Origin of the sequence: Devosia litorisediminis, from assembly GCF_018334155.1 — a bacterium.
Classification (GTDB): Bacteria; Pseudomonadota; Alphaproteobacteria; order Rhizobiales; family Devosiaceae; genus Devosia; species Devosia litorisediminis.
This window is the reverse complement of sequence record NZ_JAGXTP010000001.1, coordinates 1,877,235-1,903,254: the sequence shown is the minus strand read 5'-3', so window position 1 is coordinate 1,903,254 and position 26,020 is coordinate 1,877,235. Positions and strand designations below refer to the sequence as shown.

The following is a 26,020-nucleotide window of genomic DNA, read 5'->3' as shown; positions in this document are numbered from 1 at the left end:
GTGCCGAAGGCGGGAAACCCGCCCCCGGCGTATCAGATCAGAGCCTACTGGATCTGCTGACGGACCTGGCTGTCGATGGCCGCGATGATCTCATCGACATTGCCACCGCTGGTGATGGCCGGGATCTGCGCAACAACAGCCGCGTCGGCTTCGTTGGTGAAGATGCCGTAATTGACGGACGGGATGGCGCCCAGCCAGTTCGAGAAGTTCTGCCAGACTTCAGCACCACCAAAGAAGGGGTCGCTGGCCGAATAGGCTTCACCATCGCGGGCCGCGAGCAGCGAACCGAGAGCGCCCTGATTGACCAGGATCTTCTGGTAGAAATCGGCATCCTTGCCCCAGACTTCGGCGAGGAAGTCGATGGCGGCATCCTTTTCGGGGGCCGAGGACATCACATACCAGCTCGAGCCGCCCAGATTGGACGCATTGGTTGCGCCTTCGACGCCGTCCAGAGCGGGCAGGGGCGCGATGCCCCACATGCCGGACTGATCCGCATTGGCCTTGATCGTGCCGGTCATCCACACGCCGGTAAAGGTGGCGGCGGTATCGCCCGAGGTGAAGCTGCCGGTATATTCGGTCCAGCCGGCAACCGGCTTGGAGATACCGGCGGCGAGCAGGCGCTGATAGGTCTCGATCGAGGCCTTCAGAACTGGATTGCCTTCGATATTCACGCTGCCATCAGCGTTGAAATACCACGAGCCTGCCGACTGCATCATGATGCGCAACCAGCCAGCGTCGTTTGGATCGATCGGCAGCAGGGTGTCGCCGGTCTTTTCCTTCACGTCCTGGCCGATTTCGATCAGCTTGTCCCAGGTGATGTCTTCAAGATCTGCCGCTTCATAGCCAGCCTTGGACAGGATGTCGGAGCGATAGAACAGGCCGGTCACGCCGGAATCGAAAGGCAGCGAGTAGGTCTGGTCGCCCACGGTTGCCAGTTCGACCTTGTAGGGTGCGAAAGCAGAGTAATCGACGCTGTCATTGAGCGCTTCGAAGGCGCCGGGGAACGACTGCAGATATTTCTGTGCGCCGTAGTCCTCGATCAGCACAATGTCGGGCAGCCCGTCCGTAGTGCCCGAAGCGAGCTGCGCCTGCAGCTTCTGCTCAAGGTCGGCCTTGGCAAAGTCGACAATGTTGAACGTGACGTCGGGATGCATGGCGGTATAGCGCTCGCCAGCTTCCTTCATGGTCGCGCCATTAAAATTGGGATCCCAGCACCAGACGGTGATTTCCAGTGCCGAAGCAGCGGTGACGCTGAGCATGCTGACACCGGTGAGTGCGACGGCGAGGGTCTTGCTCAGGTGAGATGCGATGCGAGTCATATTAGTCCTCCCTTTTAGTTTGCTCTTACGACGAGCGCTTTCTAAGCTATGCTACTGGTGCAAGGCGTCTATGCCAAAAGGTATGCAGAGTTGGCGGAAAGTAAGATGGCGGCGCGGGCGTACTACGAACCCGAAGCCAATGGGGTGGAGCGACTACCGACTGAGTTGCACATGTTTCATTCATCACCACTGGTGATGCGCGGAGCCCATTGGCACGCTCAGGTCGAGGTCAATTACATCGTGCGCGGTTGGGCGCACTATCGCATGAGCGGCCATGATGTCCGCTTCAATGCTGGGGATATGGCTCTGTTCTGGGGCGGGCTGCCCCACTGGCTCGACGATTCCTCGGACGATCTGATCTATGCCGGTGGGCACCTGCCGCTGGTGCATTTCTTCCGCCTCCGGCTCCCCCAGGACGTACAGTCAAAACTCATGCAGGGCGCTACCCTGGTGACCAAGGCAACCGATGCATCCGATGCGCTCAATTTTGCGCGATGGAACGATTATGCCCGCTCTGGCGACCTGATGAAGGCGGGTATGGCGGTGGACGAACTGCTGCTGCGCATTGAGCGTGTCCGCTTTGATCCTTACGAACTGATGCCCGGACCTGCTGATGTCGTCAGCGCCGTCGAGGGACTGGATCACCATTCCTCGCCCATCGTGGTGCGCATCTGTGACTTCATCGCCGACAATTTCCGCGAGGATATTGATTCTAGCGATATCGCCGCCGCAGCCGACATCCACCCCAAATACGCGATGAACGTGTTCAAGAAATCGACCGGGATGACGCTGAACGACTATGTCAATCTGATGCGGCTCAGCTACGCCCAGGCATTGCTGATGCAGGAAGACGCAAATGTGTTGCAGGTTGCCATGGATAGCGGCTTTGGTTCACTCAGTGCATTCAACAAGTCGTTCCGCAAGATTGCGGGCATGTCGCCCACCGATTTCCGGCGTGATGTGCGGTGCCGGCCCAGCGTCCCCGGCGTCATCCGCGCCCATTCCAGCGGTTCGGTAAACTAGGCTCGCATAATACGGCGCCCGCGGGCGCCGTTCTGCATTTCGTCGGCAGCGCGTTGCGCTACTCCGCAGGCTCGGTCTTGACCGCCTTGAGCTTGTCGATGCCCAGCACCTGCAAAGCCAGATGCTCGTAAAACGGCTCGGACTGTCCCGACCGCATCTTGCCCATAAAGTATTTCTCGAAACCGACCTTGGCCAGATGCACCCACTTGCCTTCCGAGGACCAGTTCACATTGCGCGGTGGCAATTGCGGCTGGGCGACGAAAGCAATGCCGGAATCCCCGAAATCGGCGAGACAGATGGCGTTCCAGGTCGGCACCGCATTGGGCTCTTCGTCGGCGATCAGTCGGGCAATGTTCTGCACCGTGGCCGTGACCATGGATTCGATCATGAACCCGGTCTTGGGCACACCGACGGGAACCGGCGTCTTGCCGACCGGCGGTATGGCAACGCAGACCCCCACCGAGAAAATCTCGGGGAAGGCGGGATTGCGCTGATATTTATCAGCCAGAATGAAGCCACGCGGATTGGTCAGCCCCTCAATGTCACGGACCGCCTCGACGCCGCGGAAGGCGGGCAACATCATTGAATAGGCGAACGGCAGTTCATGGGCCTGCTTGACTGAGCCATCCTCGGCGATTTCGGACACGCTGAGCTTGCCATCCTCGACCTTGTCGAGCTTGGCGTTGCAGATCCATTTGATATGGCCGTCGCGCATGGCGCTTTCGATCATGCCCTTGGTGTCGCCAACCCCGTCCAGTCCCAGATGACCGACATAGGGTTCCGAGGTGACAAAGGTCATCGGCACGCGATCCCGCACCTTGGCGTCGCGCAGTGCCTTTTCCAGAATGAAGGCGAACTCGTAGGCCGGGCCGAAGCACGACGCGCCCTGAACCGCGCCAATTACCACCGGACCAGGATTGGCCACCAGCGCATCAAAGGCCGGTTTGGCCTTCAATGCATGATCGATCTGGCAGACCGACTGGGTAAAGTGCTCCGGACCAAATCCGGGGATCTCGTCAAAGGCTAGTTCCGGACCTGTCGAAATGGTCAGATAGTCATAGCTGATCGACTGGCCATCAGTGAGTTCAACGCGCTTTTCGGCGGCATGCAGCCGCTTGGCGCCCTGCGGGTGAAAGTCGATATTGCGCTTGGCGAAAACCGGCGCCAGATCCACGGTTACCGCGTCCCGGTCGCGCCAACCTACAGCAACCCAGGGGTTTGACGGAACGAACGAGTATTCCGGCCCCTTGTTGATGACGCTGATCTGATGCTCTGACCCCAGCGCATCGCGCAGCTCATAGGCCATGATTGTGCCGCCGAGACCGGCGCCGAGTACGACGACATGTGCCATTGTATCCTCCTTAAACGAGCGTGAAGCTCGTGTGGTGGGCAGGCCACGCGCAGGCGGGCCATCCCGCTAATGTCCCAGCCTAACAAATCGCGAGGCGCACCCTTTTGACCTGCATCAAGGGTGTGAGCGTTTGGCCGGGCGCATCTGCGACCCCTTTTCGTTTGTGCAGGGCAGGCGGCACGGTTAGGACTCGGGACAGTCCTAACCATGGTGTGTCTGCAGTGTCCGACGAAAATGAACTGAATTCCTCGCTGCTCGGGCAGGCCCGCAAGCTGCAGTCGATCCTGCAATCCGCAGTCGATGGGATCATCACCATCGACGACCACGGCCACATCACCACCGTCAATCCGGCCGCAGCGCGGCTGTTTGGCTACAGTCCGGAAGAGTTTCTCGGCCGCAACGTGCATTTCCTGATGCCCGAGCCCTACCACGCCGAACATGACGGCTATCTGCACAATTACCGTACGACCGGCCATCGCCGGATCATCGGCATTGGCCGTGAGGTCAGTGGGCGACGCAGCGACGGCTCGCTCTTCCCCATGCATCTGGCGGTGAGCGAATTCGAGATGGATGGCCGTACTTATTTCACCGGCATCATCCACGACCTGTCTGCGCACAAGGCAACCGAACTGGCGCTGCGCCAGGCCCAGAAAATGGAAGCCATGGGACAGTTGACCGGGGGCATCGCCCACGATTTCAACAATCTGCTGACGGTGATCATCGGCAATCTCGAAATGCTTGAAGGCAAGCTGACCACTCCGCTGCAGCGCGAATTGACCACCGAAGCGCTTGATGCTGCCGATCTTGGCGCGCGCCTGACCACGCGCTTGCTGGCCTTTGCCCGCCGCTCTCACCTTGAGCCCGAGAGTATCAATCTCAACAGCTTCGTGCTCGGCCTGACAGACATGCTGCACCGCACATTGGGCGAGACGATTTATCTCTCCAATGCGCTGACCCCCAGCCTCTGGCCGGTGCGGGTCGACCCCTCACAGGTTGAAAGTGCCATCGTCAATCTGACCGTCAATGCCCGCGACGCCATGCCCGAGGGCGGACGGCTGGTCATCGAGACCAGCAATGCGGTGGTCGACGAGGAGATGGGCCAGCAGCTCGATGGTCTCTCTCCCGGTGATTATGTTCGCCTGACCGTTTCGGATTCGGGCGAGGGCATGAGCGAATCCGTGCGTGAACGGGCCTTCGAGCCCTTCTTCACCACCAAGGAACAGGGGCGCGGCACCGGGCTGGGGCTCTCCATGATCTACGGCTTTGCCAAGCAGTCTGGTGGACTGGCGACCATCGATAGCGGTCCGGGCAAGGGCACGATTGTCAGCATTTTCCTGCCCCGCCACCGGGTCGAGCCCGTGGTTGTCGCTGACTCCGAGCTGGAGGCGCTGGCTGGGGCAGGTCAGACCATACTGGCGGTTGAAGATGATGAGCGGGTGCGCAAGCTGACCGTGACCCGGTTGACGCAGCTGGGCTATACCGTCATTTCAGCAGCTAGCGGCGCCGAAGCCATCGAACTGCTCGCTTCGGGAAAGCTGGCCGATCTGCTGTTCTCGGACGTGGTGATGCCCGGCGGGATGAGTGGTTTCGAGCTGCGCGCCAAGGTGCAGGCGCTATATCCCAACATGCCGGTGCTGTTGACCTCTGGCTATGCCGAGGAGATGTCGCGGGACGCCCCCGAGCATGGCGAGAAACTGAAAATCCTGCGCAAGCCATACCGTCTGGCAGATCTGGCGGATGCCATCGACACAGCGCTCAAGAGCTAGCTCAGGCCTCGATTGAGTGCGGGGTGAAGCAATAGCCGGCGCCACGCACGGTCTTGATCAGCAGCGGTTCGCGGGCATTGACCTCGATCAGCTTGCGCAGTCGGGCGATCTGGTTGTCGATGCTGCGATCATTGGGCGCCCAGTCATGGCCCTTTAGCATGTCCATGATCTGGTCGCGACTGAGCACGCGATGCGGGTGGCGGGCGAACAGCGCCAGCAGATCGAATTCGCCACTGGTCAGGCGAATGGCTCCAGCGCTGCCTTGTAGCGAGCGGCGATCCATATCCAGCGCATAGCCATCAAACCGGATGCAGGCGGTCGGCGCGGCCGTTGCAGCACTTGCTGTCTCCCGCGGACCGCTGCGGCGCAGCACGGAGCGGACGCGTGCCAGCACTTCGCGCAAATGAAAGGGCTTGGCGATATAGTCATCGGCGCCGATCTCCAGCCCCACAATGCGGTCGATCATGTCGCCCTTGCCGGTGATCATGATGATGGGCAGATCCCAGTTCTGCCGCACCTGGCGGGCAATGGTCAGCCCATCGGTGCCGCCCAGATTGAGATCAAGCGTCATCAGATCGATCCCGGTGTCGAGCGCGGCATCGACGCCGCTCTGATCGGTGGCTTCGCTGACCCGGTAGCCCTCATCTTCAAAGCAACGCCGCAACATCCGGCGCACCTGATCGTCGTCATCCACCACCAGTATGTGGCTCTGATTGTCGCTCATGCCGGAAATGCACTCCTGGTCGGCCGGGCGGCTGCCCATGCTCCCCGTTACAATTGATTACAAAGGCCGCGTACGCAGCTTACACGCCGCCCCTCTTATAGCCCACGTCCACAGTGATTTGCGGGAATCGAGGATTCATCATGCAGCTTTCCACTATTGCGTCACCAGCTCAGACCCCGACCCCCTGGCCAGCCGAAGGCGGCAGCACAGGCGGCGTGCGGTTGCTGGCGCCTTATGACGCCCTTTTCCGGGAAGGCGATGAAACCACCGCATTTTATGAAGTTCTCAGTGGCGCAGTGCGCGCCTACAAGATTTTCCCCGATGGGCGCCGCCAGATCGTGGCGTTCGCCTTTCCCGGTGACATTGTCGGCTTCTGCCAGGGTGACACCTATCGCTTCGATTGCGATGCACTGACCACGACCCGGGTGCGCGTCATCCACAAGCAATCCCTGCTGCGCGCCATGCGCGAGCGCCCCGAACTGGCCGAAAAGCTGCTTGAAGTTGCCCGCGGCGAGGTTGAGACCCTGCAGGATCTGTCCTTGCTGCTATGCCGCAAGACCGCCATCGAGCGTATCGCCAGCTTCCTGCTGACCATGGCCCGCAAGGCGCCCGATCCAGTTGCGCAGCGTCTGGCCCTGCCCATGTGTCGCGCCGACATAGCTGACTATCTTGGCCTGACCATCGAGACCGTCAGCCGCAACATGACCCGCCTGCGCACCCTGCGCATCATCGATCTGCCCGATCGGGGCAGCTTTCAGGTGCGTAGCCTGGAACGCCTGCGCCAGCTTGCCGAATGCGACGGCACCGATCATTGATCTGGCAGAGTATGACCATGTCCGAGGCCCGTCGTCGCGCTGCCATCGGTATCTTCGCCACCACCGCTGATCTGGATGCTGTCGCGACGCGGCTGGCCAGCCAGGGGATCAGCCGCTGTGTATCCTGTCCCATTGCCCAGGCGGTTGCAGAAATGGGTCCCGGTCACGACCGACCCGCCCTCAGCGCGGCCACGCTGGGTGATCTGCGCTTGCGCTTTCCCAGCGCGGTGATGCTCCGCGTCGATCTCAAGGGGGCCAAGGAAGAGGCTCTGGTCGCCAAGACCCTGCTCGAAAGCGCGGCCCAGAGCGTGCAACTGCACGACCTTCAGTCCTGAGCCTTGGGCAGCGCGACCAACAAACCAAAAAACCCGCGGTCACTGACCGCGGGCTCTTTGTTTTTTGGCGCCGCTAGCACACTAGCGGTTGAGGATGATTTCCGGCCCCATCAGGGCATAGGGCACCATGGTCGAGAGCGCCGGCACATAGGTGACGATGATCAGGAAGATCAGCAGCACCACCACGAAGGGCAGGGCTGCCTTGACCACTTGCGCCAGACTCATCCCGGTAATGCCCGAGGTCACGAACAGGTTCAGCCCGATCGGTGGCGTCACCATGCCGATCTCCATGTTCACCACCATGATGATGCCCAGATGGATCGGATCGATCCCCAGTTCCATCGCGATGGGAAACACCACCGGCGCCACGATCAGCAACAGACCTGATGGCTCCATGAACTGCCCGCCGATCAACAGCAGGATGTTGACGGCAATCAGGAAGGTGAACCAGTTGAAGCCAGCGCCCAGCATCCATTCGGTGATGGTCTGCGGAATGCGCTCGGCCGTCAGGGTGTGCGCGAACAGCAGCGCATTGACGATGATGAACATCAACATCACGGTCGTCTTGGCGCTGTCGACCATGGCCTTGTTGGTGTCGCCATGGAAAAGGGCAGGCACGAAACGGCGCGCGATCAGCCCCAGATTGTAGCCCCAGACCGGCAGACCGGACAGGAAGGTCAGCGGGTTGGGCTGCTGACGTGCATAGGGGTAGGCCCCCAGCACGAAGACGGCCAGCGCGATGCCGATCTGCATGCGGGTGGTGGTATCCATGCCGCCCAGAAAGAAGAACGACGAGATCATCCACACCGCAAAGATCGCCAGCGCATAAACGCTGGCCTTGAAGCCCACCACCGTCTTGGCAGCGGACCCTTCCGGGATCCAGGCCAGACCCTTGAGCGGCCCCATATCGCGATAGACGAACAGCGCCACGAACACCGAGTACACCGCAGCAACCGACGCCGCTTCGGTGGGCGTAAAGGCGCCGCCATAGATGCCGCCAATGATGATGAAGATCAGGAACAGGCCCCAACCAGCATCCTTGCCGGCAGACACCACTTCACCAAAGCCGCGCCACGGCTCGCTGGGCAGATTGCGCCGACGGGCGACGACATAAATGGCGATCATCAGCATCAGTCCGGCCACCAGACCGGGCAGGATACCCGCCAGGAACATGCGCCCCACCGACACATTGGTCGCGGTGGCATAGACCACCATCACGATCGAGGGGGGAATGAGAATGCCCAGCGTGCCGGCATTGGCGATGATGCCGGCCGAAAACTCCTTGGAATAGCCAACCTGCCGCATCGCCGCGATGGCAATGGTGCCGATGGCCACCACGGTGGCGGGCGAGGAGCCCGACAGCGCCGCGAACATCATGCAGGCGAGCACCGAGGCCATCGCCAGACCGCCGCGGAAATGGCCAACACTGGCCACGGCAAGGCGAATGATGCGCCGCGCCACGCCGCCGGTCGACATGAAGGTCGAGGCCAGCACGAAGAACGGAATGGCCAGCAGGGTATAGTTCTGCGACGCCGAAAACAGCTGCAGCGCCACCGAGGACATGCTGTCGCTCGAAAACAGGGCAATGGTCAGAACGCTCGACAGGCCCAGAGCCACGGCGATGGGCACGCCCATGAACAGGAGCGTGATCACCATGATAAAAAGAATGATGGATTCCATGGTGTTAGTCCTTCACCGCGTCTTTGTTCTCGGCCACAAGGTCTTCTGCCTCGTGGCTGGCGATGATGTATTGGCGCTTGCCGGTGGCGATGTTGTAGGCCGCCTGCAGGCTGCGATAGGCAAACAGGGCCAGGCCCGTGGGCAGGATCAGATAGGCAATCCAGCGCTGCACGCGCTCTTGCAGGCCAAAGCTCTCCTGCGCCCATTCGGGATAGCGCAGGTCATCCAGACCAATGCCCACCTTGAACATCTTGGCCCAGTAATCGATGGCGCCACCCCGGGCATCAATGCCGAAGAACTGCAGCCAGTTGGCATATAGCAGGGTGAAGGCGTAGAGCACGCAGGCAAGGGCCGCGACCACTGCCATGATGCGCGACGCGCGCGCGGGCAGCAGGTTGAGCACGATGTCCACGCCCAGATGCGAATTGATCTTGATGGCGTAGCTCATGCCGAACAGGATCAGCCAGGCGAACAGGATGCGGGTGAATTCCAGCGCACCGCCCCAGCCTGTGGTGAAGCCATAGCGCATCACAACCTGGGTGAAGGTAACCAGGGTCAGCGCGGCCATCAGAATGGCCAGTGTCCCTTCTTCAAAGCGGGTAACGGCACTGGGCCACCGCCGCTCAATCAAAAACAGCGCCCCGATCAGCACTGCTATAATCACGACCATCTGCGTCATGCTGCCCCCAATAATGTCTGTGCGCCAAGGCGAGGTGGTCCGGGGCTCCAGGGAGCTCCGGACCAGTCGTCTTACATGGCGTTGGCAGCCTCGGCGGCGGCAATATTGTCGGCGCCGATATCGCCTTCAAACTCAGCCCAGACGGGCTTCATTGCAGCAATCCAGGCAGCGCGCTGCTCTTCGGTCAGTTCGCGAATGGTGCCACCGGCATCCAGAATGTTCTGGCGGTTCGCGGCTTCCTGCGCAGCAACCGAGTCGTTGGCCGCGATGGTGACTTCCTCGGCAATGGTCAGGAACTGGTCACGCACTTCGGCGTCCAGCGAATCCAGCCATTCGGTCGAGGTAACCAGCAGATAGGCCAGCAACTGATGGTTGGTCTCGGTGATACCATCCTGCACTTCGAAGAACTTCTGGGTGTAGATGTTGGACCAGGTGTTTTCCTGACCGTCGACGACCTTGGTCTGCAGCGCACCGTAAACTTCCGAGAAGGCCAGCTTCTGAGCCGAACCGCCCATGGCGTTGATCATGGCTTCGGCAACATCGGAGGTCTGGATGCGGAATTTCAGGCCGTTGCCGTCTTCAGGCATCAGCAGCGGCTTGTTGGCCGAAAACTGCTTGAGACCCGAGGACCAGTAACCCAGACCGGTATAGCCGACATCTTCAGTGGCCAGCAGCAGATCCTTGGCTGTATCGGTCGCAAAGAAGCGGCTCACGGCATCCAGATCGCCAAACAGGAAGGGCAGATCAAACAGGCGGTACTTGAGGGTATAGGCTTCGAACTTGGACAGCGAAGGGGCGGCCAGCTGCACGTCGCCGAGCAGCAGGGCTTCCATCACCTTGTCATCGTCAAACAGCGTGGAATTGGGGAACACTTCCATGCAGGCGACGCCGTTCATCTCTTCATTGACGCGGTCTGCAAACATTGTGGCCGCATCACCCTTGGGGTGACCGGTTGCTGCCACCACGTGGGCGAACTTGATGACCATTTCGCCATCATCGCATGCTGCCATTGCAGTCTGCGTGCCCAGCGCCATCGCGCCAAGGGTCAAGGCGGTTGCCAAAATTGTCTTCATTTGTCTCACTCCCAATCGAATGTCGTGGTGCCTTGCTGGCACCTATCCCCCAGCACTGCGCTGCTGCTGACACAAAGAACAACCGCCGACACAATGAAATTCGACGGAAATGTGTCACCTGCAGCGCCGAATGGGTGGATTTGGTAACATCAAGCATCTGGCATGGGGGGATTTGGGTACAAACCGAGGCATATGGCGGCGTCTGCCGGCGTATTGCCTGCTGCGGTCGTCCCGCACGCGTCCTGCAGTGACGGCAGCGAGCAAGGTTTTTTGTCCTGCATGCAGGTCGTCCACAGGTCGGAAACTTAATTTGGCTAGATTGGACCTTACCGAGCCGTTTGATTGGACAATTTGCGATGGATACGACCTGGCAGGCATTGATTGCCAATCTTGCTGTTGTCGCGCTCGTGACCTCCACCTGGTCGCAGCTGCAGATATGGCTCGATAGCCGCTCAGCGATGGTGCGCCGCGCTATATCGGGCCTGTTGATCGGCGGCGGTGCTGTGGTGAGCTTGGTCATGTCCATCCAGACAGGACCAGACGTGTTTTTCGATCTGCGCGCCGGGCTGATTGCTGTTGGCGCTTTCTTTGGTGGGCCGGTCGTGGCCACGATCTCGGTATTGATCGCCGGTGCCTATCGGCTCAGTCAGGGGGGCGAGTGGGCTATCATAGCGGTGATCAACATGGTGGTGACAGCCGCGGGGGCCCTGGGCCTTCGCAAGTGGAATGACTCGGCCACACCGCAGCCACACTTGGTGCTTCTGCTCGGTGTTCTGGTGGCCTTTCTTGTGTGGGCGACACTGACCTTCCTGCCTGCCAATGCGGTGAACGAGCCGATGCACGCGCTCGCCTTGCCCGTTGCCATGGTGAGTTTTCTGGCGACCACCCTGATGGGTTTTACGGTCTGGCAGGCCCGATCCGGGCTGTGGGAGCGCCGCATCCTGCAGGCTGCCCTATTGCAGGCGCCGGACTTTCAGTTCGTCAAGGATATCAAAAGCGCCTTTGTCGCCGCAAATCAGGCGGTGGTGCAGCACAACGGCTTCGACAATCCCGCGCAGCTTGTGGGCAAGACCGATTTCGATCTGGTCGAGCCTGCCCGCGCACAGGTCTTGTTCGAACAGGAACAGGACATCATCCGGACCGGTCGGTCGATTACCGATCTTGAGGAGACCACGGTCGGGCCGGACCAGGTCAGCCGCTCCTATCGCACATCCAAGGTGCCGCTGCGCGACGGCGACAACCGGATTATCGGCATTGCCGGCGTTACAGTTGAGACAACCGCGCAAAAGCGGATGGAGATGGAGCTCCGGTCCAGCGAGGAAAAATTCCGTATCGCCATGGAGCATGCCTCGATCGGCATGACCTTGCTCGAACCGAGCGGACGCTGGCTGGGCGTCAACAAGGCGCTGGCTGACCTGCTCGGCTACAGCCAGGACGAGTTGCTCGAACAGAACTTCCGCACGGTCACTCATCCTGACGATCTGGCCACCAGCGATCAATTGGTGCGCCAGCTATTGGACGGCGAGATCGAAACCTACACTATTGAAAAGCGCTATCTGCGCAAGAATGGCGATACGGTCTGGGCGCAGTTGAGTGCATCGGCCGTGCGCAATCCCGATGGCAGCGTGAAATATCTGGTGGCGCAGATTCAGGACATCACCGAGCGCCGCGAGGTGGAGCGGGTCAAAAATGAGCTGATCTCGACCGTCAGCCACGAACTGCGTACCCCGGTGACCGCCATCCGCGGCGCCCTGGGTCTGCTGGCCGGTACAATGGCCGCTGAACTGCCGCTCAAGGTGCGCAACCTGATCGACATCGCCAACAAGAACAGTGAGCGCCTTATCCTGCTGGTCAATGACATGCTCGACATCGACAAGATCGCCTCGGGCAAGATGCAGTTCGATATGCGGCGCGAGTTTGTGGCGCCCATGATCCTCAGCGCGATCGAAACCAACCAGCCCTATGCGGACCGTTTCGGCGTGCAGATCGGCACCAATGCCGGTGACGTCGATGCTCAGGTCAGGGTGGATCCGGCCCGGCTGCAGCAGGTTATGAGCAATCTGCTTTCCAATGCCGCAAAATTCTCGCCCGTGGGCGGGCAGGTTGAGGTAACCCTCAGTGCCGACGATCAGACCTGCCGGGTTGAGGTCACCGATCAGGGGCAGGGTGTCTCCAAGGACTTCGCACCGCTGATCTTCAGCAAGTTCTCGCAGGCCGATTCATCGGCTACGCGCACCAAATACGGCAGTGGGCTTGGCCTGCATATCAGCCGCGAGATCATCACCCAGATGGGAGGCGCCATCGGCTTCGACAGTGAACCCGACAAGGGCGCGACCTTCTGGATCGAACTGCCTCTGGCTGCCGAGTAGGGCGCGGCGTTCCGCATCGACTGAGCGCTGCATGGAACCGATCCTGGCGCGCTGGCTTTAGCTCCGTGCACTGATGCGCACGCGCAAGCCGGGGTAAGTCACGCTGAAAGCAGCGCAGATCTTGCCCTTTGGACATTCCCGCCCAAAGGACTGCAGCCACCATGCTCGACTGGATAACGCAGCACAGCGACATGCTGAGCCTGGCCACCAACATGACAATGGTGGTCATCTGGCTGGTTTATCTGCAGGTATTTCTGGCCGGCTTCCGTCGGCAGACACAGCCCAAGATCGTCATCAACCGCGCCGCAGGCTCAGGGCTGGATGCCGCCTGCTTTGTCAGCAATATGAGCTCGGATTCCATCTATCTTGAAAGCGTGCTGACCACGGTGCGTGCCGGCAGCGAAAATTGGGAACAATGCGTCACCGATTTCGAGGTCATCGATGAGCGCGAGCGGCCCAACGATCCGCGTCAACGCACCCATCAGGGCCCGCTGCATCCCGGCGACTATACCTCGATCGGCTCGTTCCAGAGCCTGATCGAAAGGGTAACGCGCACCCGCAAGGGACCAGCCCCCAAGGATCTGCTGGCGCGCGCCGAGCCAATCGAGATCGAGATCATGATCATCGCCGATCATTCCTCCGATGATCTGCTGATCGGTGCCAGGCGGACATTCTCCATCGTGCGCGATGATCAGGGCGTTACAATCTCGCCCGATACCGCTCACACCCGCCAGATCCGCTCGCGGCGTCAGCGCAAGGCCATCCAGCAAATCATCATGGACCAGACCTGATTCTCTTCTGGACTGCCTCTCGTGCGAGAGTGAGCGACGCGTGCCGCTCTTGCCGTTCACAAGCGCGTTTGCGTTTACGCGCCATTTACCATGTGGCGTGCTATCTGTGAGAGATCGGGCAAACCCATTGGAAAATGCCTTGATGCCAAATGTTTGCCCTTGATGTGCCACCGAAGCCGCGTAGCCAATCGTCTGGACCGACACGACCAGGAGCGCCTTCATGAGCCAGTCAATTCTGATATGCGACGACGACCAGCTTTTGATCGAGCTGATTGAGTTTCGCCTGCAAGGCAAGGGCTACACGGTTTTGACCGCCCATGACGGGGAAGAGGCGCTGGCCAAGATCCGTGCTGAAAAGCCCGATCTGGTCGTGCTCGACGCCATGATGCCCGGTATTGATGGCTTTGCGCTGCTGGTGCAGCTCAAGGACGAACCAAGCCTGTCCCATATTCCGGTGATCATGCTGACCGCGCGCAAGGGCGAGAAGGATATCGTCTCGGCGCTCGAAGCGGGCGCTGCGGACTATCTGGTCAAGCCGTTCATCCCCGATGAGCTATTGGCTCGCATCCAGAAATACCTGACCTGACGAGACCTAACCCATGATCCGCGTCGCTCTGCTGGCTGCCCCGATTGTTCTGCTCTGCGCATCGGCCCCGGCAGCCGCGCAAAGCGCCGCCACGCTCTACGAGCAGGGAACGCAGGCGCGTCTCGAGCAACGCTTTGATACAGCGATCAGCCTGCTGGAGCGGGCCGTGGCGCAGCAACCAGACAACACCGACGCGCTGGTACAACTGGGCTTTGCCTATCTCGGTGCGGGCCAGCCCGCTTTGGCAGAACCCGTGTTCGAACGTGTACTGGTGCTGGCCGAAGGCTATGAAGACGCCCGCTTCGGGCTGGCCCAGGCCCGATTTCGCCAGGGCGATCGGGCTGGCGCCCGGACGCTGGCCCAGCGCGTGGTGGAGCGCCAGCCTGACTATCGGGACGCGGCGGACCTGCTGGTGATCATCGACCAGGCGGTGGCCGATGATCGTCCGTGGCGGGTCGATGTCAGCACCGAATACAGCGAACTCAGCGCTGGCCGGGGCAACTGGATCGATGCTCTGGTCGGGCTGTCCTATCGCGCCAGCGAGCAGACCAGCCTGGCGCTGCAATTGCGCAACGCCAGCCGCAATGGCGTCAGCGATCAGCAGGCAACCTTGCGCATTGCTACGCAGGTCCAGCCCGGCATCGGGCTCTATGGTGGTCTCGCACTAGCCGCCAATGCCAGCTTCCTGCCCCATCTGTCAGTTGATGCTGGCGGCGATTGGCGTGTGCTGACAGGCGAGGCGGTGGGGGTGACCATCGGCGCCGATATCCGTCACGCCATCTATGATGCGAACCGCTCCACTACATTGGCGGTGCGTGCTGCCATCAGCCTGTTTGACGGCCGCCTGACGCTGACTCCGCAGTGGGTTCATACGCTTGAAGATAGTGGTGTTCAAAGTGACGGCTTCGTCCTGCGCGCCGATATGGCCGTTACCGACGCCGGCACGCTGTTTCTCGGCTACGCCAATGCGCCCGAAATTTCGGGAAACACGTTGCTCGACGTGCAGTCGGTATTTGGCGGTGTCACCGTGGCACTGAGCGATGCTGTGACCCTGCGGGCCAATGCCGCCAACGAGTTCCGGGCAGCCTACCAGCGCACCAGCATCGGGCTTGGCGCCAGCGTGAGGTTCTAGCCATGTTGCAGTCGATCTGGATCGGTACGGCAATCCTGGCACTCATCTCCATCGGGGTGATGATCGCGCTGATGGTGCGCCGCTGGTTCATCGATGCGGGCAAGGCCAATGATGCTGTCTTGCAGAAGCAACTGCGCCAGAGCCTGATGGAATTTACCGCCGCGCACGACGAAGACGCGCTGAGCGAGGCGCTGTCGCAGTTTCCCGCGCCGCTGGTGATTGAAGTCTGCTTCCAGTTTGTCGAAGTGCTGCGTGGCGATGATCGCGAGCAGATTGTGCGCGTGCTGGCCGCCGCCGGTTATCCTGACGAGATCCGGCGCCAATTGCTCAACGGGCAGGAGGCCCAGAAGCTCAGTGCCATCGAGCGGCTGACATCCTTTCCCTATCAGGATACCCGCAAGGCGTTGCTGGCCGCCCTGAACGACCGCAAACGCGAGGTCCGTATCGCCGCCAGCATCGCCCTGGCACGCCTTGATGCGCTGCCGCCCCTCGCCGAAACCATTGACAGGATCGGCTTCCGTGGCCAGCGTTCGCGCCGCCTGATCGAACTGTTTCGCTCGGTCCCCACTGATCGCAGTGATGAGCTGATTGCGCTGGCGACCAATCGTGATCTCCCTGATTTTGTCCGTGCTGCGGCCGTCGATGCGCTGGGGCACACCGGTCAGTTCGGCTATATTGCTGAAATTGAAGCTTTGCTCGCCGACCCCCACACCGAAGTACAGGCCGCCGTCATTCGCGCCCTGGGTCTGATCGGGCATCCACGCTCCGCCGATACCCTGCTGGCCGCGTTGGACAATCCCTCCTGGGAAGTGCGCCTTGAAGCCGCCTCCGCTGCTGGACGGCTTGGGCTGAGCGCTGCCAATGGTGGTTTGGCGCGACTGCTCAATGATGACGAGTGGATTGTCCGCTATACCGCGGCCAAGTCGCTCAGCGCTCTTGGTGATGAGGGGCAGCAAACTCTTGTTGCGCTGTCGCAGGGGCCGTCTTCAAGAACACAGAGAAGTGCCGCGGTGCTGCTGGCTGAGGAGAACCGCGCATGAACGAAGTCGATTTGATCGCATTGGCCATCACCATCGGGCGCGGCGCCGCCTGGGTGATCGTGTTCGTCGCGCTGGCGCAGTCTGCCATCTACGTGTTCCAGCTGATTGCTGCTGCCATTGCCCTGGCCAGCCGTCCGCCCGTGGCCCGTTCCGCAGTACTCTGGCACCGCTATAGTGAGGTCGCACCGCCTATTGCGCTGATCGTGCCGGCGTTCAACGAGCAGGCCAATGTGGTCGAAAGCGTGCGCTCGCTGATGGCGCTGGAATACCCGAACTACGAAGTGCTCGTCGTCAATGACGGCTCCAAGGACGACACGCTGCAATGCCTGATCGATGCCTTTGGGCTCGAGCCGGTTGAACGCGCTTATGAAGCGAAGCTTGAGCACGAGGAAATTCGCGGGATCTACAGCGCGCCGTCGTCTGACCGGCTGATCGTTGTCGACAAGTTCAATGGCGGCAAGGCCGACGCGCAAAATGCCGGCATCAACGTCTCGCGCGCGCCGCTGTTCTGCATCATCGACGGGGACTCCGTACTCGAAGCTGACGCGCTGATCCGCGCCGCCCAGCCCTACATCGAAGATCCCATCCGGACCGTGGCCGTGGGCGGCACGATCCGTATCGTCAACAACTCCGTGGTCGACAACGGGCGGGTGACCCAGATCAGGCTACCCAACAAGATCCTGCCGCTGTTTCAGGTGGTTGAGTATCTGCGCGCCTTTCTCATGGCGCGGCTGGCCTGGAGCCACATCAATACCCTGATGCTGGTGTCGGGCGCCTTTGGCATGTTCCGCCGTCGCGAGGCCGTTGCCGTGGGTGGCTATACCAAGGGGTCGGCTGGCGAAGACCTCGATATCGTCATCAAGCTGCATCGCTACATGATCGACAACAAGCGCCGCTATCGCATCGTCTTTATCCCCGAACCTGTGTGCTGGACCGAGGCGCCCGAAAGCCTGGCAGTTCTGAGCCGCCAGCGTGCGCGTTGGCAGCGCGGGGCGCTTGAGGCATTCTTCCGCTATCGCCACATGGCGCTGAACCCGCGCTATGGTCGCGTCGGCATACTGGGCTTCGGCCAAATGCTGATCGTCGATGTCCTCGGTCCCATCGCTGAGGTCATCGGCTATTTTCTGGTGCCACTCCTGTGGCTGCTCGGCGTGCTCGATACCGATTTCCTGCTGGCCTACACCGCCCTTGTCTTTGTGTTCGGCGTATTCGTCAGCGTGGCGTCGCTGGTACTGGAAGAAGTCGAAATTAGACGTTTTCCGAGGGCGCGCGACCTGGCGGTGCTGACAGCCGCAGCAGTTCTGGAGAATTTTGGCTATCGCCAGCTCAATAATTTCTGGCGCATCAAGGGCTATTGGCAATACATCCGCTCAGAAAATGACTGGGGCGAAATGACCCGTACCGGCTTCACGCCAAAGGACTGATGGCTCAGCCGGAATGGCGCTGCCCCTTGTGCCGTCGGACCCGGTACCCCACCTCTGGGGTCTGGACGACACACATAGGCAAGGGCAGGGACCATGAGCGACTTCAACGATCAGGTGATTGCAGACTTCAATGCCAATGGCGGCAAGCCGGGTGGCTATTTCAAAGATGCCCCTGTGCTGCTGCTGCATGCCATTGGGGCCAAGTCAGGGGTCGAGCGCACCCAGCCCCTGATGTTCCTGCCACAGGACGACAACCGCTGGTTCGTCTTTGCGTCCTATGCCGGCGGTCCCAAGGACCCATCCTGGTTTCACAATATCGTCGCTCAGCCGGAATTCGATATTTCCGTCGGTGATGGCACCACAATTGAGCGGCTCCCGGTTCGGGCGCGCGTCCTTGAGGGAGCAGAGCGCGATGCGACCTATGCCAGACAGGCGAGCCTGTTCCCCCAGTTCGCCGACTATGCGGAAAAGACCACACGCACCATTCCGGTGGTTGAACTGACCCGGCGCTGATCGGGCCTCAGTCCTCCCGGAAGTCCTTGCGGTCCAGCCCCAGCTTGACCATTTTTTCGTATAGCGATTTCCGCGATAGGCCGAGAACCTCGTAGACGGCCTTCAGGCTGCCATTCTGGGCGCGGAGTTCGTCGGCGATGGCCTGGCGTTCAAAGGCCTGGACCCGCTCGCGCAGCGTCGTTGCACTGGTGGCGGCACGTGCCTCCTCGACGCCATCAATGCCCAGAACATAGCGTTCGGCGGCATTGCGCAATTCGCGAACATTGCCCGGCCAGGGGCGAAGGCTAAGGCTGGACAGATAGCTGGTGGACAGGCTTGGCGCCGGCACGCGCAACTGCGTGGCAACGATCTGAACCAAATGGGCAAACAGGGCAGGGATGTCCTCGGCCCGGTCGGCCAGTGGCGGCAGGCGCAACGTGGCGATGTTGAGCCGATAGAGCAGATCCTTGCGAAAGCTCTCCTCATTGGCGGCCCGCTCCAGATCAACGCTGGAAGTTGCGATGAAGCGCGCATTGAGCGCGATCGGCTCGTGCGACCCCAACCGCGTCACGGCCCGCTCCTGTACAACGCGCAACAGCTTGGCCTGCAGATAGAGCGGCATGTTCTCGATATCGTCCAGGAAGATCGTGCCATTGCGGGCATGTTCGAACTTGCCCACCCGGGCCCGCATCGCGCCGGCAAAGGCCCCAACCTCATAGCCGAACAATTCGGCCTCCATCATCTCTGCGGGGATGGCTGCGCAATTGATGGCGACAAAGGGCCGGTCTTCATCTGACGACAGATCGTGGATGGCGCGCGCGGCCAACTCCTTGCCGGTCCCGGTGTCGCCCACGATCAGCACATCGGCTCGGGTGGGCGCGACGGCGCGGATCTGCTTGCGCACCGCCACCATGACCGGCGTCCGTCCCACCAGACGGGTCTCCAGATCATCGGAACGGTTGGCAACGCTGGAGCGCAGGGCGCGGTTTTCCAGCGTCAGCTGGCGCTTCTCCATTGCGCGGGTAATGGAATCAAGCAGGCGTTCGACCGAAAAGGGTTTTTCGATGAAATCATAGGCGCCATCGCGCATCGCATCGACCGCCAGATTGACGTCGCCATGCCCGGTCAGCAGCAGCACAGGCAGGTCGGGATCAATGGCGACCGCCTTGCGCAACAGGGTCATGCCGTCCATGCCGGGCATGCGGATATCGGTCACAAGAATGCCGTGCCAGCCGCGCGAGACCGAGGCGAGCGCTTCTTCCGCCGAGGCGGTCGTGCGTACCGGAAACCCGACCAGATCCAATGTCTGGCTGGTCGCCCGGCGCAGATCTTCTTCATCATCAACCAGCAGCACTTCGATGGGCAAACTCATTGCGCAGCCACCTGTTCACCCTCGCCCTGATCCAGACTGACCACAAAGCAGGCGCCACCATCCTCACTATTGTGAGCCGACAAGGTGCCGCCGAAATCCTTGATGATGTTGTAGGAGATCGACAAGCCCAGACCCAGGCCCTGACCCACCTCCTTGGTGGTAAAGAACGGATCAAAGATCTGGTCGAGGTCTTGCGTTTCAATGCCCGGTCCATTGTCGCGGACCGAGACCTGCACAGTGTTCTCGACCTGCGCAACGCTGATCGCAATTGTCGGGTCGGATTGGCCCTTCATGGCGTCGAGTGCGTTCAGGATCAGATTGACCATCACCTGCTGCAGCCGCACCGGTCCGCCCCGCACCAGCAAGCCCGCATCGTGCAGATCGGTGGTCACCGTCACGCTCTGCTCACGCAAGCGGGCCGACACCACGAGCAGCGCGTCTTCGATGACCTTGGCAATGGTGGTCGAGCCGAATGTCGGGTTGGGCTTGCGCGCAAAGTTGCGCAAATGCTTGGAAATTGCCGCCATCCGGTCGGTCAGCTCCGAAATACGGCCAATATTCTCCATCGCCTCGGATTGCCGGCCCCGTTGCAGATAGGTCAGCGCATTCTGCGCATAGGTTTTGACCGCCGAAAGCGGCTGGTTGATCTCGTGTGACAGCGCCGTCGACATCTGGCCGAGCGCGGCCATCTTGCCGGTCTGTACCAGTTCGGCCTGGGTCTTGCGCAACATCTCGACCGCCGCCTTGCGCTCCCCCACCTCATAGGCCAGCGAGGTATTGGTATCGAGCAGTTCGCGGGTTCTGTCGCGCACGATCCGTTCCAGCCGCAGGGCATTGGCACGCTGTGCCCTGGTACGGCGCACAATGGCAAAGTTGCGGTTGATCAGCATCTGCACGGCCAGCGTCAGACCCAGCGTCAGCGCCGCCGCCAGCCCGCCCCACAGGGCTGCCGCCAGCCGCATCGGTGCGGCCTGCAACAAGACGGTCAGCGTCCAGTTCAGCGGCGCCAGATAGCGCGAACGGGCCAGATAGCGGGTCGGTTCTTCGAGCATTGGATTGGCGCCACCACCCTCCACCGTATTGCGGAAATCGGGCCGCGGTGCCATCCGCCAGGCAGGGCGGTTGGAAATGATCACCATGCCTGAGGCGTCAGACGCCAGAATGGGATTGTTGATCAGCGACCAGTTGTCCTCGATGGTTTCAAGGTCGACATAGACTGCCACTGCGCCGATCACGGTGGTGCCCTGCCACATTGCCGAACTGAACACATAAGTGCGCCGGCCATCTGCCAGCACCCGTTCGTCGCGGCCCAGTCGCCCCTGCAGGGCGGCACGCATCAGATCTGAATCAGGGGCAATAACATCCGCCACCGAGGCCGAGGCCCGCGCCAGAACCGCGCCTGTGGGGCGCACAAACACCACGTCCAGTGCGCCTGAAATACCCGCTGCCTGCACGGCAATGCGCCGCGTCGCTGCCGTGTCCGCCCCCGGTTCGAACAGCGCCGCTGTGTCCGGACGGTGTCCCAGCATCACTGGCAGCATGCGGTACTTGTCGAGCGCACCGTTCAGCGCCTCGGCCTGCACATTGAGAATTTGCTGCGCCGCTGCGCCCAGTTGGCTCGCCTGCAGATCAGACGCCGTGCGACCACCGAAATAGGCCGCCGCGCCACACAGGCTCAGCCCGATCAGCGCATTGAGCGTGCTCAGCCGGATATAGCGTCGTGAGACGGCTGCGCCGTTGATCATGGCCACAACACGCGGGGCGCGTCCGGGCGCTTGGATCGGGTTTCAGGCAGCATTGCGGTTCCGGACAGTTTGCAGGTGTGGTCCGTTATCGCATCGCGGGCGGGCACCCGTCATGCAATTTTTTGCTGCTTCAATCCACGGGCAGGTTGAGCGGCGGCAGGATGTAGAGCCGCCAAGCCAGCAGCAGGGCGATAGTAAAGGTGATGGCCGAAAAGCCCACCACGCCTGGCCAGCCCCAATGGCTCCAGCCATAGCCGCCCAGCGTGCCGATGACGCTTGAGCCGGCATAATAGGCGAGAAGATAGATGGCGCTGCCCTGCGCCCGCGCATCCTGGGACCGGCGCGCCACCCAGGCGCTGGCGATCGAATGTGCGCCAAAAAACGAGAAGGTCATGATCGCCATGCCGGCCACAATGGCCCAGAGCGAACTCATCAGGGTGATCGCCAATCCCGTCAGCATCACCACAATCAGCGGCCAGAACACTTTGCGCCGCCCCAGTCGTCCGGCCAGCGAGCCCATCCAGGCCGAGCCCAACGTGCCCACCAGATAGACCACGAACACCAGTGCGATCTGGCCATGATCAAGATTGTAGGGTGGGGCGAGCAGACGGAAGCCGACATAGTTATAGATGGCGACAAAGCCGCCCATCATCAGGAACGAGCACAAAAACAACAGGGGCAGTGCCTTGTCGGAGAACACACTGGCGAAATTGGCGCCCAATTGGCGCACGCTCAGTGTTGTCGCGCGCGGGGTTTTGGGCGCGGGCAATAGCAGCAGGAAGACCAGCGCATTGATCAGGATCAGCACGCCCAGCGCCGTCAGCGCGGCACGCCAGCCGATCATCTCCGAGAGATATCCCACCATCAGCCGCCCGCTCATGCCACCCAGGGCCGAACCACCGACGAACAGCCCCATGCCCAGCCCCAGCGCCGAATTGGACATTTCTTCGGCCAGATAGACCATGGCGATGGCTGGCACCCCGCAAACCGCAATACCCAGCAGCGCGCGTGCCACAACCAGGCTGGTCCAGTCCACGCTGGCGGGCACTGCCAGTACCAGCACAGCCGTCGCCAGCATGGTAGCCAACATCAATCGCTTGCGGTTGAACCGGTTGCCCAGCCAGCCGATCAGCAACAGTGAGAGCGCCAGCGTGGCGGTCGTCGCCGACAGCGAGACCGAACTTGTCGCGGCATCGAGGCCAAATTCCACGGCAAAGACCGGTAGCAGCGGCTGCACCGAATAGACGGCGGCAAAGACGGAAAAAGCGGCCAGAAACAGCGCAGCAGAGGCGCGCCAATAGTCAGGGGAGCCGCGCTCGATCTTTACTCTGGCCAACGCAATCCCGATCCCTGAACCGTCCAGCAAGATGCGGTTCAAGAGACCCGGGCATGACGGGAATCCAACTGATCTGCCTCAAAGGCGGCCATCTTTGATCGAAGCTTTCGCGCGCGTCAAACCCGCACGTGATCACATTCGCCGCGATGGCTCAGGCCGGATCATCACGCTTTGACCACACCGGCATGTCGCTGGCGCCCAGCGTTGGGGCAGAATGCTCCAGTGCCAGCGGGCTGCGCGAGAATTTCAGCGGGCTGCGCAGGCCGGGTACGCCCTGTGGCGCAATGGCCAGCTCGCGCGCCTGCAATTGCGGGTCGTCCAGCGCATCTGCCACGGTATTGATTGGCCCGCACGGCACACCGGCAACACCCAGCGCGGCAATCAGGTCGGCGCGGCTGCGTTGTCTGGTGCGGGCATCGAGCAGGGCCGTCAGCGCGACACGGTTGGCCACGCGCGCCGGATTGGTCGCATACTCGGCGTCCTGGCTCAGTTCGGCCACGCCAAGCGCGCCGCACAGGCCGACAAACTGCCGGTCATTGCCGCAGGCGATGATCAGGTGGCCGACCGAAGCGGGGAACACCTGATAGGGCACGATATTGGGATGCGCATTGCCCAGCCGATGCGGCACCTCGCCCCCGATCATGTAGTTCATGGCCTGATTGGCCAGCACCGCAACGGCGGTATCGAGCAGCGCCAGATCGATATGCTGCCCCTTGCCCGAGCGTGCACGCTCGGCCAGCGCTGCCTGCACACCGATTACGCCATAAAGCCCGGTGAAGATATCGACCCAGGCCACCCCGACCTTTTGCGGTTCGCCGTCCGGCTCGCCGGTCAGATCCATGATGCCCGACATGCCCTGGATCAGAAAATCATAGCCGGGCTGGGCGGCGCGGGGGCCATTCTGGCCAAAGCCGGTGATCGAGGCATAGACCAGCCGCGGATTGCTCTGCGACACGCTCGCGTAATCGAGGCCATACTTGGCCAGACCGCCAACCTTGAAATTCTCGATCACCACATCGGCTTCAGCGATCAGCGCCTTGAGCCGCGCCAGATCGCCAGCCTTGGTCAGGTCGCACACCACCGAAGTCTTGCCGCGATTGGCCGCCTGAAAATAGGCCGCCACGCGTTCGGTGCCGCCCTTGCCATCATCACGGTCCATGAACGGCGGGCCCCAACTCCGGGTGTCGTCGCCCTCCGGGCTTTCGATCTTGATCACCTCGGCACCCAGATCGGCCAGTGTCTGGCCCAGCCATGGGCCGGCGAGAATGCGCGCCAGTTCCACGACACGCAGGCCGGCCAGAGGGGGAAGTTGATCAGGGGCGCTCACGGGCATCTCCACGACGTCAGATATTGATAGGCGCCTAGAAAAAGGCCTGCAGGCCTGTCTGGGCGCGACCCAGGATCAGGGCGTGGACATCATGGGTGCCCTCATAGGTGTTCACGCTTTCCAGATTTTGCGCGTGGCGCATCACATGGTTGCCCGCCAGGATGCCGTTGCCGCCATGCATGTCGCGGGCGATGCGGGCGATTTCGAGCGCCTTGCCGCAATTGTTGCGCTTGATGATCGAGAGCATTTCGGGCGCCATCTTGTCTTCGTCGAACAGCCGACCGACGCGCAGCGCCGCCTGCAGGCCAAGGGCGATCTCGGTCTGCATGTCGGCAAGCTTTTTCTGGAACAACTGCGTGCCCGCCAGCGGCTTGTTGAACTGCTTGCGATCCAGTCCGTACTGGCGAGCGCGCATCCAGCAATCCTCGGCGGCACCCATCACGCCCCAGGCAATGCCATAGCGCGCCCGGTTCAGACAGCCAAACGGGCCGCCCAGTCCTGATGTATTGGGCAGCAAGGCATCCTCGGAGACCTCGACATTCTCCATGATCACCTCGCCGGTGATCGAGGTGCGCATGCTCAGCTTGCCTTCGATCTTGGGCGTCGACAGTCCTTTCAGGCCGCGGTCCAGAATAAAGCCACGCACCTTGCCGTCATGGGCTTCCGACTTGGCCCAGATCACGAACACATCGGCAATCGGCGCGTTACCAATCCAGCGCTTGATACCGTTCAGGCGATAGCCGTCGGCCGTCTTGATCGCATGGGTAGTCATACCACCTGGGTCCGAGCCGGCTTCAGGCTCGGTCAGGCCAAAGCTGCCCATCCACTCGCCCGCTGCCAGCTTGGGCAGGTATTTCTGCCGCTGCTCTTCGGAGCCATAGGCATGGATGGGGTACATCACCAGCGAAGACTGCACGCTCATAATGGTGCGATAGCCGGAATCGACGCGTTCGAACTCGCGCGCTGCCAGCCCATAGGAGACGTAGTTCTCGCCCGCGCCGCCATATTCCTTGGGCAGGCTCAGGCCGAACAGACCAGCCTGGCCCATGCGGTGCAGCAGATCGCGATCGGTGACTTCGTCGAGATAGGCCTGGTCAGCCACCGGCAACAGCTCATTGGTCGCAAAGTCCCGCGCATGGTCGCGCACAGCGCGCTCAGCCGTGCTCAACTGATCTTCGAGCAGAAAGGGATCGGCCCAGTCAAAGCCAGCCGCGGCGGGTGCAGAAGATTTGGTGGATGCGTTCATGAGACCGGCTCGCTCTTGGAAATTCAGGTTCGGCTAGGGGGGCTATTTGACGGTCGAAAAGGCCGTCGGTGCCATGAACTGGTTGGACACCTTGGCGACGACTTCGCCGTATTTTTCGATATGGGCAGCGCGGGCGGCGACCCATTCAGGGTCCTTGGTGAAAGCCCCCCAGACGCGCTCGCGCTCTTCGAGCGATTCCCATGCCAGAAAGTAGGTCAAATCCTGATTGGACTCCCCCACAACGGTTGTGAAAAACCCGGCGGGGCGAATGCCCATGCGTTCCCACACACCCAGCGTGGTGTCTTCAAACCGCTTAAGCAGTGTCGGCAAATGGCCGGGAACACAGTGATAGACGCGCATTTCATAGATCATGACAAACTCCTGGTATGGTCGCG

Annotated in this window: 23 protein-coding genes; 11 read left to right on the top strand and 12 right to left on the bottom strand. The window is 61.3% G+C overall.

From position 1 onward, the window contains the following. Window positions 1–44: 44 nt before the first annotated feature. Window positions 45–1,319 (bottom strand): ABC transporter substrate-binding protein, encoded by a 1,275-nt coding sequence (locus KD146_RS09115; protein ID WP_212658364.1) that lies wholly within the window; start codon window positions 1,317–1,319, stop codon window positions 45–47. Between the two features lie 105 nt (window positions 1,320–1,424). Here KD146_RS09115 and KD146_RS09110 point away from each other — a divergent pair, with 105 nt between their 5' ends. After that, entirely contained in the window at window positions 1,425–2,342 is a 918-nt protein-coding gene (locus KD146_RS09110; protein WP_212658363.1) for a helix-turn-helix domain-containing protein, read from the top strand. 58 nt (window positions 2,343–2,400) lie between these two features. Here the strand turns inward: KD146_RS09110 and KD146_RS09105 are convergent, their stop codons facing one another. Beyond that, entirely contained in the window at window positions 2,401–3,693 is a 1,293-nt protein-coding gene (locus tag KD146_RS09105; RefSeq protein ID WP_212658362.1) for an NAD(P)/FAD-dependent oxidoreductase, read from the bottom strand. Window positions 3,694–3,914: 221 nt separating this feature from the next. Here KD146_RS09105 and KD146_RS09100 point away from each other — a divergent pair, with 221 nt between their 5' ends. After that, a complete protein-coding gene (locus tag KD146_RS09100) occupies window positions 3,915–5,459 on the top strand; it encodes a PAS domain S-box protein (protein ID WP_212658361.1) in 1,545 nt (514 codons plus the stop codon). Between the two features lies 1 nt (window position 5,460). On the opposite strand, the gene KD146_RS09095 is transcribed toward KD146_RS09100, so the two are convergent. Then, the gene (locus KD146_RS09095) at window positions 5,461–6,183 is read right to left on the bottom strand and encodes a response regulator (protein WP_212658360.1); all 723 of its coding nucleotides are present in this window, start codon (window positions 6,181–6,183) and stop codon (window positions 5,461–5,463) included. A 140-nt stretch (window positions 6,184–6,323) separates the two neighbouring features. Between KD146_RS09095 and KD146_RS09090 the strand changes: the two genes are divergently transcribed. Together KD146_RS09090 and KD146_RS09085 are read left to right on the top strand one after the other, a co-directional pair. After that, window positions 6,324–6,998, top strand: a complete 675-nt coding sequence (locus KD146_RS09090; protein WP_212658359.1) for a helix-turn-helix domain-containing protein — start codon at window positions 6,324–6,326, stop codon at window positions 6,996–6,998. Window positions 6,999–7,015: 17 nt separating this feature from the next. Beyond that, window positions 7,016–7,333: a hypothetical protein gene (locus KD146_RS09085; RefSeq protein WP_212658358.1), complete on the top strand. Its 318-nt coding sequence runs from the start codon at window positions 7,016–7,018 to the stop codon at window positions 7,331–7,333. Window positions 7,334–7,414: 81 nt separating this feature from the next. Here KD146_RS09085 and KD146_RS09080 read toward each other — a convergent pair whose 3' ends face one another. The 3 genes from KD146_RS09080 to KD146_RS09070 form a co-directional block, all read right to left on the bottom strand. Next, window positions 7,415–9,013: a TRAP transporter large permease gene (locus tag KD146_RS09080; protein ID WP_212658357.1), complete on the bottom strand. Its 1,599-nt coding sequence runs from the start codon at window positions 9,011–9,013 to the stop codon at window positions 7,415–7,417. 4 nt (window positions 9,014–9,017) lie between these two features. Further along, window positions 9,018–9,692 (bottom strand): TRAP transporter small permease, encoded by a 675-nt coding sequence (locus KD146_RS09075; RefSeq protein WP_427857067.1) that lies wholly within the window; start codon window positions 9,690–9,692, stop codon window positions 9,018–9,020. 71 nt (window positions 9,693–9,763) lie between these two features. Further along, a complete protein-coding gene (locus tag KD146_RS09070) occupies window positions 9,764–10,765 on the bottom strand; it encodes a DctP family TRAP transporter solute-binding subunit (RefSeq protein WP_212658356.1) in 1,002 nt (333 codons plus the stop codon). A 356-nt stretch (window positions 10,766–11,121) separates the two neighbouring features. On the opposite strand from KD146_RS09070, the gene KD146_RS09065 reads away from it, so the two are divergent. The 7 genes from KD146_RS09065 (at window position 11,122) to KD146_RS09035 (ending at window position 18,620) form a co-directional block, all read left to right on the top strand. Beyond that, entirely contained in the window at window positions 11,122–13,134 is a 2,013-nt protein-coding gene (locus KD146_RS09065; RefSeq protein WP_212658355.1) for a PAS domain S-box protein, read from the top strand. Between the two features lie 161 nt (window positions 13,135–13,295). Next, complete coding sequence (locus KD146_RS09060) at window positions 13,296–13,925, top strand: hypothetical protein (protein ID WP_212658354.1); 630 nt, start codon at window positions 13,296–13,298, stop codon at window positions 13,923–13,925. Between the two features lie 220 nt (window positions 13,926–14,145). Further along, on the top strand, window positions 14,146–14,511 hold the full coding sequence (locus tag KD146_RS09055) for a response regulator transcription factor (protein WP_212658353.1): 366 nt from the start codon (window positions 14,146–14,148) through the stop codon (window positions 14,509–14,511). Between the two features lie 13 nt (window positions 14,512–14,524). Next, window positions 14,525–15,643: a YaiO family outer membrane beta-barrel protein gene (locus tag KD146_RS09050; protein ID WP_212658352.1), complete on the top strand. Its 1,119-nt coding sequence runs from the start codon at window positions 14,525–14,527 to the stop codon at window positions 15,641–15,643. Window positions 15,644–15,645: 2 nt separating this feature from the next. After that, on the top strand, window positions 15,646–16,683 hold the full coding sequence (locus tag KD146_RS09045; protein ID WP_212658351.1) for a HEAT repeat domain-containing protein: 1,038 nt from the start codon (window positions 15,646–15,648) through the stop codon (window positions 16,681–16,683). Further along, complete coding sequence (locus KD146_RS09040) at window positions 16,680–18,107, top strand: glycosyltransferase family 2 protein (RefSeq protein ID WP_212658350.1); 1,428 nt, start codon at window positions 16,680–16,682, stop codon at window positions 18,105–18,107. The genes KD146_RS09045 and KD146_RS09040 overlap by 4 nt, the downstream gene beginning before the upstream one ends. 93 nt (window positions 18,108–18,200) lie before the next feature. Continuing rightward, the gene (locus tag KD146_RS09035; protein ID WP_212658349.1) at window positions 18,201–18,620 is read left to right on the top strand and encodes a nitroreductase/quinone reductase family protein; all 420 of its coding nucleotides are present in this window, start codon (window positions 18,201–18,203) and stop codon (window positions 18,618–18,620) included. A 7-nt stretch (window positions 18,621–18,627) separates the two neighbouring features. On the opposite strand, the gene KD146_RS09030 is transcribed toward KD146_RS09035, so the two are convergent. The 6 genes from KD146_RS09030 to KD146_RS09005 form a co-directional block, all read right to left on the bottom strand. Continuing rightward, a complete protein-coding gene (locus tag KD146_RS09030; protein WP_212658348.1) occupies window positions 18,628–19,971 on the bottom strand; it encodes a sigma-54-dependent transcriptional regulator in 1,344 nt (447 codons plus the stop codon). Then, window positions 19,968–21,716: a sensor histidine kinase gene (locus KD146_RS09025; RefSeq protein ID WP_212658347.1), complete on the bottom strand. Its 1,749-nt coding sequence runs from the start codon at window positions 21,714–21,716 to the stop codon at window positions 19,968–19,970. The genes KD146_RS09030 and KD146_RS09025 overlap by 4 nt, the downstream gene beginning before the upstream one ends. 130 nt (window positions 21,717–21,846) lie before the next feature. Further along, complete coding sequence (locus tag KD146_RS09020; protein ID WP_212658346.1) at window positions 21,847–23,052, bottom strand: MFS transporter; 1,206 nt, start codon at window positions 23,050–23,052, stop codon at window positions 21,847–21,849. A gap of 151 nt (window positions 23,053–23,203) precedes the next feature. Then, on the bottom strand, window positions 23,204–24,385 hold the full coding sequence (locus tag KD146_RS09015; protein ID WP_212658345.1) for a CaiB/BaiF CoA transferase family protein: 1,182 nt from the start codon (window positions 24,383–24,385) through the stop codon (window positions 23,204–23,206). A gap of 28 nt (window positions 24,386–24,413) precedes the next feature. Then, on the bottom strand, window positions 24,414–25,625 hold the full coding sequence (locus KD146_RS09010; protein ID WP_212658344.1) for an acyl-CoA dehydrogenase: 1,212 nt from the start codon (window positions 25,623–25,625) through the stop codon (window positions 24,414–24,416). 42 nt (window positions 25,626–25,667) lie between these two features. Then, on the bottom strand, window positions 25,668–25,997 hold the full coding sequence (locus KD146_RS09005; RefSeq protein ID WP_212658343.1) for an NIPSNAP family protein: 330 nt from the start codon (window positions 25,995–25,997) through the stop codon (window positions 25,668–25,670). Between the last annotated feature and the right edge of the window lie 23 nt (window positions 25,998–26,020).